This is a genomic window from Amycolatopsis sp. NPDC104587 (assembly GCF_055583645.1).
The window spans coordinates 620,562-633,416 of the sequence record NZ_JBVJNO010000002.1 but is presented as its reverse complement, the minus strand read 5'-3'; the positions used below and the strand labels follow the sequence as shown (position 1 = coordinate 633,416).

Below are 12,855 nucleotides of genomic sequence, written 5' to 3'. Positions count from 1 at the left end.
GACAGCAGAACTCACGTCATATGTAGTAGGTGTGCTACATTCGATCGCATCAGTCAGATGGGGGTCAGGCGATGAGAGATCCGGCGGAACCCGTCGTCCGCGTCAGCGGGTTGCGGATGCGCTACGGCACGAACGACGTGCTCCACGGCGTGGAGTTCGAGGCCCACCGCGGCGAGGTGGTGTGCCTGCTCGGGCCGAACGGCGCGGGCAAGACGACGACGATCGAGATCCTCGAGGGCTTCCGCATGCGGTCGGCCGGCGAGGTGAGCGTGCTGGGCACCGACCCGGGCCACGGCGGCGAGGACTGGCGGGCGCGGCTGGGGGTCGTGCTCCAGTCCTGGCGGGACCACGGCAAGTGGCGCGTCCGCGAGCTGCTCGCGCACCTCGGCCGGTACTACGAGCCGTACTCGACGCCGTCGAGCCCGCGGCCGTGGCCGGCCGACGAGCTGATCGCGGCGGTGGGGCTCACCGAGCACGCGCAGAAGAAGATCCGGACCCTCTCCGGCGGCCAGCGGCGGCGGCTCGACGTCGCGATCGGCATCGTCGGGCGGCCCGAGCTGCTGTTCCTCGACGAGCCGACCGCGGGCTTCGACCCGGAGGCGCGCCGCGAGTTCCACGACCTGGTGCACCGGCTCTCCGACGAGCTCGACACCACGATCCTGCTCACCACGCACGACCTCGACGAGGCCGAGAAGCTCGCCGACCGGATCCTCATCCTCAACGGCGGGCGCATCATCGCCGACGGCTCGGCCGACGCGTTGTCCCGGCAGATCGCCGGCGAGGCCGAGGTCCGCTGGACGCTCGACGGCCAGCGCTTCGTCCACTCCACAACCGAGGCCACGAAGTACGTGTACGACCTGTTCAAGCAGCACGGCGAGGCCGTCGCGGACCTCGAGGTCCGGCGGGCGTCGCTCGAAGACACCTACATGACGCTGGTCCACCGCGCCGAAGCCGGCGGAGAGACGGAGCTCGGTCTCCAGGAAGCGGGTGCGCGATGAACGCTCAGGGGGCGGCGCTGCGCGCCGGGCTCGAGCGCGGCTGGATCGAGTTCAAGCAGACCTGGACCAACCGAGACGACCTGTTCGGCCAGTTCGTCTTCGTCGTGCTCTTCCTCGGCACGCTGTTCTTCATGCGGAACGCGACCCTGCCCGGCACCGGGTTCTCCCTCGGCGCGGCCACCGTGCCCGGCGTGCTCGGCGCCGGGATCGTGTTCAACGGCCTGAACAGCGCGGCGGGCTACCTCGCCGTCGACCGCGAGGACGGCACGCTGCTGCGCGCCAAGGCGACGCCGAACGGCATGCTCGGCTACCTGGTCGGGAAGACGACGGCGGTGTCCATGGCGCAGGTCACCGGGATCGTGCTGGTGCTGGTCCCGTGCCTGTTCCTGTTCGACTCCCTCGCGCCCGACGGCGTCTGGTCGTACCTGCACCTGCTGTGGGTGCTGGCGATCGGCCTGCTCGCGACGCTGCCGCTGGGAGCCGCGCTGGGGTCGCTGACCAGCAGCCCGCGGTCCATCGCGCTGATCACGCTGCCGATCATGGGCCTGGGCGCGATCTCGGGGATCTTCTACCCCGTCACCGCGCTGCCGGCGTGGGTCCAGGGCATCGCGCAGGTCTTCCCGATGTACTGGCTGGGCCTCGGGATGCGCTCGGCGCTGCTCCCGGCCGACACAGTGGTCGTCGAAATCGGCCGGTCGTGGCGCACCTGGCCGACCCTCGGCGTGCTCGTGGCGTGGGCCGTGATCGGATTGGCACTGGCCCCGGTGCTGCTGCGCCGGATGGCGAGGCGGGAAGCGGGCTCGTCACTGGCCGAACGCCGGGAGAAGGCCATGCAGCGTGTGGGGTAGTGATGAGTGAGGTCGTCTACAACCGGATCGCGATGCTGCGCGCGGAGCGGTCGATCTCCCGCCGCCAGCTGGCGGAGGCCCTGGGGGTCCACTACCAGACGATCGGCTACCTGGAGCGTGGCGAGTACAGCCCGAGCTTGTACCTGGCGCTGCGGATCGCGGAGTTCTTCGAGGTCTCGGTGGAGGTCCTGTTCTCCACCAAGCCCTTCCCGCGACTGGGCGAACGCTCGGCCTAAGGCTTCCGGAGATCGGCCTCGGCCAGCGCGCGGACGACGTCGGGGCGGCGGGCTTCGCGCACGGTCCGGCTGAGCTCGACGTGCAGGAACGGCGTGCCGTCGACGGCCTGGCTCTGGACGTTCGTCGTCCCGGCGAGGCCCCGGCACGGCTCGGTCCAGGCCGCGCAGACGCGGAACCCGGTGGCGGTGAGGGTCTCGGCGGCCCGGCGCGCGGCGTCGCCGGCCACCGAGGCCCCACCCGAGAGCACGACGTCCGCCGAGGCCAGCGTCGTGTCGGTGAAGCCGTGCAGCTGGACCTGCGGCAGGCCGCGCCGGGCCAGCAGCGTGCTGACGACGTGGAAGACGGTGCCGGTGTCGTGCGCCGGGTCCTCGCGGCGCCGGTGCGCGCCGCCGACCACGAGGACCGCGCCCGGCGTCCGTTCGAACAGGGCGAGCCCGATCAGCTCGGTCCGCAGGTCGGACGAGGCGTGCGGCACCTCGACCACCAGCGACGGCGGCGCGGACCGGTCGATCGCGTAGAGGCCCCAAGCCCGTTCGGAGCCGGTCTCCTGGACCGCGAGCGTGTCACTTTCGACGGAGAACCCCAGCTCGCCGAGCCGGTGCGGCGCCCGGTCGAACCACGCGGCGAACCCGGTCTCGGCGGCCGCCAGCTCGTCGGCGGTCGCGCGGCGGTACGGCTGCCGCGTGGACTGCGCGGCGGTGAAGCTCCGGAGCAGGGATTCCAAGCCACCAGGCTACCGACCAACGTCACCTTGACGCGCCCGGACCGGCATCGGAGAGTGAGACCGATACCCACGCGCCGTCAGGTGGAGGAACCCGGTGAGAGTCCGGGGCGGTCCCGCCACTGTCACCGGAGAGCGATCTCCGGGAGCCAGGAACTCCGGCCGGCGCGCCCGTCTACCCGGGGCGCGGACCCCGAGGAGGAACCTCGTGATCCTGCTTCTGTCCACTTCGGACACAGACCTGCTCAGCGCGCGCTCCGCCGAAGGCGAGTACCGCCTCGGCAACCCCGCGCGGCTCGGCGCCGCGGAGCTGCCGGCCCTGCTCGACGGCGTCCGGATCGTGGTCGTCCGCATCCTCGGCACCCCGCGGACCTGGCAGGAGGGCCTGGACACGCTGCTGGCGTCGGGCGCGCACGTCGTCGTCCTGGGCGGGGAGCAGACGCCGGACGCCGAGCTGATGAAGCTTTCGACCGTGCCCGCGGGCATCGCCGCCGAGGCCCACGCCTACCTCGCGCAGGGCGGCCCGGCGAACCTCACGCAGCTGCACCGGTTCCTCTCCGACACGCTCCTGCTCACCGGCGACGGCTTCGAGCCGCCCGCGGAACAGCCCTCGTGGGGTGTCCTGGAGCGGCCCGCCGCGGAGCATGACGGCCCGCTGGTCGGGATCCTCTACTACCGCGCCCACCACCTGTCGGGGAACACGAACTTCGTGCACACGCTCGCCGACCGGATCGAAGCCGCGGGCGGCCGCGCGTTGCCGATCTACACGGCGTCGCTGCGGACCCGCGAGCCGGAGATGATGGCCGCGCTGGGCCGTGTCGACGCGCTGCTGGTCACGGTCCTGGCGGCCGGCGGCACCCGGCCGTCCGAGGTGGGCGCCGGCGGGGACGACGAGGCCTGGGACGTCGCCGAGATGGCCGCCCTCGACGTCCCGATCCTGCAGGCGCTGTGCCTGACCAGCGACCGCGAGACGTGGTCGGCCAGTGACGACGGCCTGTCGCCGCTGGACGCCGGGAACCAGATGGCCGTCCCGGAGTTCGACGGCCGGCTGATCACGGTCCCGTTCTCGTTCAAGGAGCTGGACGCCGACGGCCTCCCCCGGTACGTCCCGGACCCCGAGCGCGCGAGCCGCGTCGCGAAGATCGCGCTGGCGCACGCGCGGCTGCGGCACACACCGCCCGCTGAGCGGCGCATCGCGCTGATGTTGTCCGCGTACCCGACGAAGCACTCTCGCGTGGGCAACGCGGTCGGGCTGGACACGCCCGCGTCGGCGATCGAGCTGCTGCGGCGGATGCGCGCACAGGGCTACGACCTGGGCCCGGACGCGTTCCCGGGCGTCAACCCGACCGGCACCGACCAGCCCGACGGCGACGCACTCATCCACGCGCTGATCGCGGCCGGTGGTCAGGACCCGGAGTGGCTGACCGAGGAGCAGCTGGCCGGGAACCCGATCCGGGTGCCCGCGGCGCGCTACCAGGAATGGTTCGACGCGCTGCCCGCGGAGCTGCGCGAAGGCGTCGAGGAGCACTGGGGCCCGGCGCCCGGCGAGCTGTACGTCGACAACGGCGACATCGTGCTGGCGTCGCTGCAGAGCGGCAACGTGATCATCATGATCCAGCCGCCACGCGGGTTCGGCGAGAACCCCGTCGCGATCTACCACAACCCGGACCTGCCGCCGAGCCACCACTACCTGGCCGCGTACCGGTGGCTGGAAGAGGAGTACGGCGCGCACGCCGTGGTCCACCTGGGCAAGCACGGGTCGCTGGAGTGGCTGCCGGGCAAGACGGCCGGGCTCTCGGCGTCGTGCGCGCCCGACGCCGTGCTCGGGAACCTGCCGCTGGTGTACCCGTTCCTCATCAACGACCCGGGCGAGGGCGCGCAGGCCAAGCGGCGGGCGCACGCGACGATCGTCGACCACCTGATCCCGCCGATGGCGCGCGCGGAGTCGTACGGCGACATGGCGCGGCTCGAGCAGCTGCTGGACGAGCACGCGAACATCGCGGCGATGGACCCGGCGAAGCTGCCCGCGATCCGCGCGCAGATCTGGACGCTGATCCAGGCCGCGAAGCTGGACCACGACCTCGGCGTCGAGGAACGCCCGCACGACGCGGAGTTCGACGACTTCCTGCTGCACATCGACGGCTGGCTGTGCGAGGTCAAGGACGCGCAGATCCGCGACGGCCTCCACATCCTCGGCGAGGCGCCGACCGGCGAGGCGCGGGTCAACCTGGTGCTGGCGATGCTGCGCGCGTCGCAGATGTGGGGCGGCAAGCAGGGCGCGGTGCCGGGCCTGCGGTCCGCGCTGGGGCTCAAGGAAGACGCGCCGATGTCCGAAGTGGACGCGGTCGAGAAGACGGCGCGAGAGCTCGTCCAGACGATGGAGATGCGCGGCTGGGACGCCACGGCGGTCGCGTCGGTGGCGCCGGACGACGCCGTCGCGCAGGTCCTTTCGTTCGCGGCCACCGAAATCGTGCCGCGGCTGGCCGGGACGTCCGGCGAGCTGGACGCGGTGCTGCACGCGCTGGACGGCGGGTACATCCCGGCGGGGCCGAGCGGGTCGCCGTTGCGCGGGCTGATCAACGTGCTGCCGACCGGGCGGAACTTCTACACGGTCGACCCGAAGGCGATCCCCAGCCGGCTGGCCTGGGAAACCGGCCAGGCGCTGGCGGACTCGCTGGTGAAGCGGTACCGCGAGGACACCGGCGACTGGCCGCGCTCGGTGGGGCTGTCGGTGTGGGGGACCTCGGCGATGCGGACGTCCGGCGACGACGCGGCGGAGGTCCTGGCGCTGCTGGGGGTCCAGCCGGTGTGGGACGAGGCGTCCCGGCGCGTCACGGGCATCGAAGCGATTCCGCCGGCCGAGCTCGGCCGGCCGCGGATCGACGTCACGATCCGGATCAGCGGGTTCTTCCGCGACGCGTTCCCGCACGTGATCACGATGCTCGACGACGCGGTGCGCCTGGTGGCCGAGTTGGACGAACCGTCGTCGGAGAACTTCGTCCGGGCGCACGTTTCCGCCGACCTGGCTTCGCACGGGGACGCGCGCCGCGCGACGACGCGGATCTTCGGTTCGAAGCCGGGAGCGTACGGCGCGGGCCTCCTGCCGTTGATGGACAGCGGAAACTGGCGCGACGACAAGGACCTCGCCGAGGTGTACGCGGTGTGGGGCGGCTTCGCGTACGGCCGCGACCTGGACGGCCGCCCCGCGCGCGAGGACATGGAGAGCTCGTACAAGCGGATCGTGGTGGCGGCGAAGAACACCGACACGCGCGAGCACGACATCGCCGACTCGGACGACTACTTCCAGTACCACGGCGGCATGATCGCGACGGTCCGCGCGCTGACGGGCACGGCCCCGGCGTCCTATGTGGGCGACAGCACTTCGCCGGACGCGGTCCGCACGCGGACGCTGGGCGAGGAGACGGCGCGGGTGTTCCGCGCGCGGGTGGTGAATCCGCGCTGGCTGGCGGCGATGCGACGCCACGGCTACAAGGGCGCGTTCGAGCTGGCGGCGACGGTGGACTACCTGTTCGGCTTCGACGCGACGGCCGGTGTGGTCGGCGACTGGATGTACGAGAAGCTGACCGAGTCGTACGTGCTGGACGAGGTGAACCAGGAGTTCCTGCGGCAAGCCAACCCGTGGGCGCTGCGGGGCATCGTGGAGCGCCTGAACGAGGCGGCGGACCGTGGGCTGTGGGAAGAGCCGGACCCGGAGCTGCTGGCGAAGATGCGTGAGGTGTACCTGTCCCTGGAGGGCGACCTCGAGGCGGAGTGACACCAGGTTCACGGTGGCCGCTGAACGCATCGCCCGGAGGCCCACGACCACCGGATCGGACGACGCGAAGACGGGCCTCCCCGACCGGCCGCCCGGACCGGGGAGCGAAGCCCCCGCCGATCAGCTCGCCGCACGAGAAGCTGATCGGCGGGGTCCCGCTGCGACCCGCCGCGCGGTGACTCTGCCGCCCGGTTGAACTGGTAACCCGGTCGCCGAGCTGAGCGCGCGCGGGTTCGAAACTTGGCTTATCCTGTCGCGCCCCTCGGGGCGCGCGGCCGTCGTCAGCTCACCCGAGCCTTCATGTTGTCCGGACAAATATCGGATATTACGGCGCTTTTCGCCCGCCGATCCGCGGCGCCCGACCTTCGAGTCTTGACTTCGTCAATGGTCTAGTCCAATAGTTTGTCCACCCTCGATCCCCACCGGGAGGACAAGTCATGCGCAGGAGCAGACTGGCCGCCGTCGGGCTCGCCGCCGCCACTTTCGCCGCCACCGCCGTGAGCCTCGTGCTCGGCGCGCCGTCGGCGACGGCCGCGTTGAGCAACAACTGGTACGCCGCGGCCCCGTACCTGATGCCCGTGAGCAACAACCCGCCCGATCCCATCACGGTGATGAACGCGACCGGGCTCAAGGCCTTCCAGCTGGCCTTCATCCTCGCGCCCAACGGCGGCGGCTGCAGCCCCACCTGGGACGGCACCAACGCGGTCTCGTCCGACACCACCGTCGCGAACGTGATCTCGCGGATCCGCGCCAACGGCGGCGACGTCTCGGTGTCCGTCGGCGGGTACGGCGGCACGAAGCTCGGCCAGACCTGCGGGAACGTCGCCGCGACGGCCGCCGCCTACCAGCAGGTCATCTCGAAGTACTCGCTCAAGGCGATCGACTTCGACCTCGAAGAGCCCGAGTACGAAAACACCGCGGCCATCGCCAACGAGCTCGGCGCGGCGAAGACGTTGCAGGCCAACAACCCCGGCCTCTTCGTGTCGGTGACCATGCCGGGCACCGCGGCCGGCACCGGCTGGTTCGGCACGCAGCTGCTCGACCAGGCGAAGTCGATCGGCTTCTCCCCCAACAACTTCTCGATCATGCCCTTCGACGGCGGCTTCAACGGCGGCTCGTCACAGGTGTCCGCGCTCGAAGGCCTGCACGGCCTGCTGATGTCGCACATGGGCTGGGACAGCGCGACGGCGTACTCGCACGAAGGCTTCTCCGGCATGAACGGCAAGTCGGACGCTTCGGAGATGTTCTACACCGCGGACTTCCAGACGGTGTACGACTACGCGACCAGCCACGGCCTCGGCCGCTTCACCTTCTGGTCGGTCAACCGCGACCGCGCCTGCGTCGGCACGACCGACAACGGCGTCTGCAGCAACGTCCCGCAGAACGACTGGGACTTCACGAAGTTCAGCGTCCGCTTCGCCGGCGCGACCCCGCCGCAGACGACGCCGACCAACCCGACCACGACGCCGACCACCCCGGGCGGCGGCTCCTGCACCGCGGCGGAGTGGGATCGCACCAAGGTCTACGTGAAGGACGACGTGGTCAAGCACAACAGCCACAAGTTCACCGCGAAGTGGTGGACGCAGGGCGAAGAGCCCGGCACCACCGGCGAATGGGGTGTCTGGACCGACAACGGCGCCTGCTGAGCCGTCCGGCCCGTGCGGGCTCGCGCCCGCACGGGCCTACTTCCAGTCGAGGTGGGTGTTTTCGCGCTGGACCTCTCGCGTCAGCGCGGGCACCTCGACGACGTGCCGCCCCGCCTGTCGCAGCAGCTCGGTGCCCTGGGCGTCGACGAACACGGGCGGCTCGCGCCAGGCGAACACGACCCGCGGGATCCCGGCGTCGAGGATCAGCTGGGTGCAGCTGCGCGGGTGGGAGCTCCGATGGCTGCACGGCTCCAACGAGCTGTACATGGTCGCCCCGGCCAGACGCGGATCGCCTTCGCACTTGGCCAGCGCGGCTTCCTCGGCGTGGTTGGCCGGATCACCTTCGCCGGAATGCCCGGTCGCGACGACCTCGCCGTCGGCGTCGGTGATCACGGCCCCGACCCGGAAGGTGTGGCTCGGCGGGCATTCGGCGGCCAGCGCGATGGCTTCCTTCAGCCGGCCGACGTCCCGGCCGGTCGGTTCGGCGGCCGCGCGGTACTCGAGGATCGCCATTCCGGTGAGCTCACGCGCACTGGTGAGCACCAGCGGCCGCGGGTAGAGCCCGGGCCCGACGAACCGCGGCGCGTCCGGCTGCCCGACGAAGAACGGCGCGATCGCGAGCCGCAGCTCGTCGGCGAGGCCTTCGGCGAGGAACCGCGTGTGGATCCCGCCGCCGCCCTCGACCAGCAGGTTCTTGATGCCGCGCGCGCCGAGGTCGTCGAGGACACGCCCGAAGTCCGGCGGATTCCCCGCGTCGACGACGGTGGCGACGCTCTTCAGCGCGTCGGCCGCCCCGGGCGGCGCGTAGACGATCTTCTCGGCGTCGCCGACGGTGAAGAACTGCGCGTCCGGGTCGAGGCCGCGGGTGGTCACGGTGACCTTGACGGGCTGTTCCGGCTTCCCCTGCGCCAGCCGCTGTTGCCGCAGCTCCGGCGACCGGACGAGCAGCCGCGGGTTGTCGGCGCGGACCGTTCCGGCCCCGACGAAGATGGCGTCGGCCTCGGCCCGCAACCGGTCCACGATGGCGAAGTCGTCCTTTGTGGACAGTACGAGCCGCTCGGGTGAGGTGTCGTCGAGGAAGCCGTCGAGCGACTGCGCGGCGGACAGCAGGACGTGCGGCCGGGTGATCACCCGGCCCAGTATGCCGTTCCGTAACGCGCCCGGCGATCGCGGCGTCTATCCGGCATGGGCACGCGCGGCTGGTACCACGAACGGACCCTCACCACGGTCGACACCGTCGGCCGTGAGGTACGGGTGTCGACCGGGCTCACCCGCGACCCGGAAGGCCGCCTGGTCGCGGCGATCGCGATCGGCGACGGCCCGACCGCGATCTTCCGCCACGCCGCCGACACCCTCGACCGGACCGAGCTGCTGGACAACACCGAGCAGACGGTGCGGGACCTGCGGCGGCTCGCGAGCGTGCCGCCGCGGATCTGACCGGGCTCAGGCCGGCAGGACGGCGTACTGGCGGACGTAGAGGTCCGTGTAGGTCACCGGTCCGCGCGGACCGGGGACCTTGTCCAGGTTGATGCCGGTTTCCGGCACGGCGAGCAGCTTGAAGCCGTCGAGGAGCCGGGTCGGCGCGTTCCAGAAGACGCCGGTGCCGGTGTAACCGTCGAAGAAGGCGTCGGCGGCCGACTCGTCTTCGGTGGAGATGCCCGCGGCCAGGCCCGACGTCCGCTCGTTGGCGATCTCGACGGCGTCGGCCAGCGCCCCGACCTTCGCGACGGTGACGGTCGCCTCCCGGTCGGAGTCCAGCGCCCACTCGTAGCCGATGGCGTGCTCGTGCGGCGCCAGCGAAGGCGTGACACCCCGCTCGGCCAGCGCTTCGGCGATCCCGGGCCAGACCTCGTCGTGGATGCCCTCGTGGATGAGCAGCAGGTTCAGCCGGTTGCAGACGCCCAGCCGGTCGAGGCTGGCGTAGACCAGGTCGCGCGCCTTCGTGACGTCCGCCCCGCGGTCGACGTACAGCACACCGCCGCCGTCGGCGTGGGCGAGCGTCCGCACGCCGTGGACGGCCGCCTCGGTGGCGAGGGCCCGCGTGCTGTCCCCGCTGCCGCGCAGGATCACGAGCGGCACCAGGTCGGGCAGCCGCACCAGCGCGGACGCGGCCTCGCGCTCGACGCGCGGCACCAGCTGGACGCAGTCGGCGTTGATACCGGCCTCCGTCAGCGCCGGCGCGATGACGACCTCCCGCAACCGCTGGGCCGAGCCGAGCGCGGCCGAGCCGGTGCGCAGCACCCCGCCGTTGCGCGACTTGACCAGCTGCGACGCCACGTCGACGGTCACGTTCGGCCGCGCCTCGTAGTTCGCGCCGATCACGCCGACCGGGCGACGTCGCTCGACCAGCTTCAGGCCGCCGTCCAGCGTGGACACCTCGACCGACCGCTCCTGGTGCGGGGCGCCGGCGAGCAGGCGCAGCTGCTCGGCCATGCCGGTGAGCCGCTCCGGGGTGATGGTGAGCCGGTCGAGCAGACCGGCGCTCATGCCCTCGGCCTTCGCCCGCTCGACGTCGGCCTGGTTCGCCTCCAGGATCTCCTCCCGGTGCGTGACCAGCCGCTCGGCCATCCCGCTCAGCGCGGCGTCGATGGTCTCGGCGCTCGCGGCGGCGAGCGACGGCGCGGCCAGCTTCGCCGCCCGTGCGCACTCCTCGACGGCCTTGGCGACCTCGTCCATCGTTCGTCTCCCTCCGCGCGGACCGGCGAGAGACCAGTTTGCCGCATGGGCGTGACCAGGGGCTCCGCCGCCCCCTCAGGCGGACGCGTCGCCGAGCGCGGTCAGTTCGTCGTCCGACAGCCGCAGGTCGGCCATCGCGACCAGCGCCGGCACCTGCTCGACCGTGCGTGCCGAGGCGATCGGCGCGACCACGGTCGGCTGCTGCGCGAGCCAGGCCAGCGCGACCGTCGCCGGCTGCGCACCCCGTGCCGCGGCGACCGTCTCCAGGGCGGCGAGCACCTTGACCCCGCGCTCGCTGTCCGCGTAGCCCCCGGCCAAGCCGGGCAGGTCCCGCACGCTGTCGACCGCCTGCCCCGGACGGTACTTCCCGGTCAGGAACCCCGACGCGAGCGCGAAGTAGGGAACACAAGCCAGGCCCGTCTGCTGGACGACGTCCCGGCGCGCGCCCTCGTAGGTGTCCCGCGAGACGAGGTTGTACTGCGGCTGGAGCACGCTGTAGCCGGTCAGCCCCTCCCGGGCGGCGAACTCCAGCGAGGCGGAGAGCCGCTCGGGGCTGACGTTCGACGCGCCGAGCGCCCGCACCTTGCCCGCCCGCACCAGCTCGTCGAGCGCGGTCACGATGTCTTCCACGGGGACGGACTCGTCGTCGAAATGCGCGTAGTACAGGTCGATGTGGTCGATCCCCAGCCGTCGCAGGGACTCCTCGGCGGCAGCCTTGATGATGGCCGGCGCCAGGCCCTTGTACTGCGGGTGGTCACCGACCTTCGTCGCGACGACGACGTCGTCCCGGTTCCCGCGCGCGGCGAGCCACCGGCCGATGACGACCTCGGACTGCCCGGGCTCGTTGCCGGGGAAGTGGTACATGTACGAGTCCGCGGTGTCGACGAAGTTGCCACCGGCCGCGCGGTAGGCGTCGAGCACGGCGAACGACTGTGCCTCGTCGGCCGTCCAGCCGAAGACGTTCCCGCCCAGGCACAGCGGCGAAACGGCGAGCTCGGTCCGGCCCAGGGTGCGGAGATCATTCATGGCACCCAGTTAACCCGCGGCCGGTGAATTCCTGCCACCGGCGCTCAGGCGGCGGCGGGCTCCAGCAGCCACAGCCCGCCCGCGATCAGGCAGCTGACGGTCGCCACGGCGAACACCAGCACCCACAGCACCGGCGGCACCGCGGTCAGCCGGCCCAGCTGGTCGGCGTCGGAGTCGCGGGCCTGCCCGCGCCGCCGCTTGACCTGCAGCTCGGCCACCGGCCGCACCCCGCCGAACAGCAGGAACCACGTCACGAGGTAGCTGAACGGAGCCTGCACCTCGACCGGCGCGACAAACGCGACCAGCGCGAGCACCAGCGCACTGGCGACGACGGTGAACACCCCGTAGGCGTTGCGCACCATCACCAGCACGCCGAGCAGCAGCAGCGCGATCAGGACGAGAACGGTCCCGACCAGGTCGTTCCCCAGCAGACTCGCGAACAGCAGCCCCAGCACCGACGGCGCGAGGTACCCGGCCATCGCGGTGAACGCCATGCCCGGCCCTTCGGGCTTCCCGCGCGACACGGTGACGCCCGAGGTGTCCGAGTGCAGCTTGATGCCCTGCAGCCGCCGCCCGACGAGCACCGCGGCCAGGGCGTGCCCGGCCTCGTGCACGATGGTGACGACGTTACGCACCAGCCGCCAGGGCGACCCGCCGACCAGCACGACCAGCAGCGCCACCCCACCGGCGACCAGGGTGATCACGGCGGGAGTCTGGGCCTGCTCGAGCAGGTCACCGGCCGACGAAGGGGCGGCGGCGACCGCGCGAAAGGCTGACAGGGCGTGACCGGCCGGGCCACCGAGCGCGAGTTGAACGGGCGAGCTCACCCGAACACCTCACCACAGGCGATATTTGGCTACGGTGAGTCCCCGCCGCTGGCCGCTTTGCGGCTTCCGGTATCGGGTCGACCCACCACGCGCGCCGTACC

The 12,855-nt window shown here is 71.9% G+C and carries 11 protein-coding genes and 1 riboswitch; of the genes, 6 read left to right on the top strand and 5 right to left on the bottom strand.

The window, feature by feature from the left end; translation table 11 throughout:
- Window positions 1-71: 71 nt before the first annotated feature.
- The 3 genes from ACZ61C_RS07350 to ACZ61C_RS07340 are packed head-to-tail and all read left to right on the top strand — an operon-like array spanning window position 72 to window position 2,082.
- Entirely contained in the window at window positions 72-998 is a 927-nt protein-coding gene (locus ACZ61C_RS07350) for an ABC transporter ATP-binding protein (protein WP_465303864.1), read from the top strand.
- The gene (locus ACZ61C_RS07345; protein WP_465303862.1) at window positions 995-1,846 is read left to right on the top strand and encodes an ABC transporter permease; all 852 of its coding nucleotides are present in this window, start codon (window positions 995-997) and stop codon (window positions 1,844-1,846) included. The genes ACZ61C_RS07350 and ACZ61C_RS07345 overlap by 4 nt, the downstream gene beginning before the upstream one ends.
- A gap of 2 nt (window positions 1,847-1,848) precedes the next feature.
- On the top strand, window positions 1,849-2,082 hold the full coding sequence (locus tag ACZ61C_RS07340) for a helix-turn-helix transcriptional regulator (RefSeq protein WP_043784651.1): 234 nt from the start codon (window positions 1,849-1,851) through the stop codon (window positions 2,080-2,082).
- Here the strand turns inward: ACZ61C_RS07340 and ACZ61C_RS07335 are convergent.
- Window positions 2,079-2,807 carry a hypothetical protein gene (locus ACZ61C_RS07335; protein ID WP_465303860.1) on the bottom strand — a complete coding sequence of 243 codons (729 nt, stop codon included), beginning with the start codon at window positions 2,805-2,807 and terminating at the stop codon, window positions 2,079-2,081. The genes ACZ61C_RS07340 and ACZ61C_RS07335 overlap by 4 nt on opposite strands.
- 84 nt (window positions 2,808-2,891) lie before the next feature.
- A riboswitch (cobalamin riboswitch) is annotated at window positions 2,892-2,963 on the top strand.
- A 49-nt stretch (window positions 2,964-3,012) separates the two neighbouring features.
- On the opposite strand from ACZ61C_RS07335, the gene cobN reads away from it, so the two are divergent.
- Both cobN and ACZ61C_RS07325 read left to right on the top strand, forming a co-directional pair.
- A complete protein-coding gene (gene cobN / locus ACZ61C_RS07330) occupies window positions 3,013-6,579 on the top strand; it encodes a cobaltochelatase subunit CobN (RefSeq protein WP_465303858.1) in 3,567 nt (1,188 codons plus the stop codon).
- Window positions 6,580-7,016: 437 nt separating this feature from the next.
- Window positions 7,017-8,225, top strand: a complete 1,209-nt coding sequence (locus ACZ61C_RS07325) for a chitinase (RefSeq protein ID WP_465303856.1) — start codon at window positions 7,017-7,019, stop codon at window positions 8,223-8,225.
- Between the two features lie 36 nt (window positions 8,226-8,261).
- On the opposite strand, the gene ACZ61C_RS07320 is transcribed toward ACZ61C_RS07325, so the two are convergent.
- A complete protein-coding gene (locus tag ACZ61C_RS07320; RefSeq protein WP_465303854.1) occupies window positions 8,262-9,356 on the bottom strand; it encodes a dihydrofolate reductase family protein in 1,095 nt (364 codons plus the stop codon).
- Window positions 9,357-9,410: 54 nt separating this feature from the next.
- On the opposite strand from ACZ61C_RS07320, the gene ACZ61C_RS07315 reads away from it, so the two are divergent.
- Window positions 9,411-9,662: a hypothetical protein gene (locus tag ACZ61C_RS07315; protein ID WP_465303852.1), complete on the top strand. Its 252-nt coding sequence runs from the start codon at window positions 9,411-9,413 to the stop codon at window positions 9,660-9,662.
- 6 nt (window positions 9,663-9,668) lie between these two features.
- Here the strand turns inward: ACZ61C_RS07315 and ACZ61C_RS07310 are convergent, their stop codons facing one another.
- The 3 genes from ACZ61C_RS07310 to ACZ61C_RS07300 all read right to left on the bottom strand — a co-directional run bounded on the left by ACZ61C_RS07310 (window position 9,669) and on the right by ACZ61C_RS07300 (window position 12,754).
- Window positions 9,669-10,901, bottom strand: coding sequence for an aldehyde dehydrogenase family protein (locus ACZ61C_RS07310; RefSeq protein ID WP_465303850.1), 1,233 nt, complete (start codon window positions 10,899-10,901; stop codon window positions 9,669-9,671).
- 75 nt (window positions 10,902-10,976) lie between these two features.
- Entirely contained in the window at window positions 10,977-11,927 is a 951-nt protein-coding gene (locus ACZ61C_RS07305; RefSeq protein ID WP_465303848.1) for an aldo/keto reductase, read from the bottom strand.
- 44 nt (window positions 11,928-11,971) lie between these two features.
- Window positions 11,972-12,754 (bottom strand): M50 family metallopeptidase, encoded by a 783-nt coding sequence (locus ACZ61C_RS07300; RefSeq protein ID WP_465303846.1) that lies wholly within the window; start codon window positions 12,752-12,754, stop codon window positions 11,972-11,974.
- Window positions 12,755-12,855: the final 101 nt, after the last annotated feature.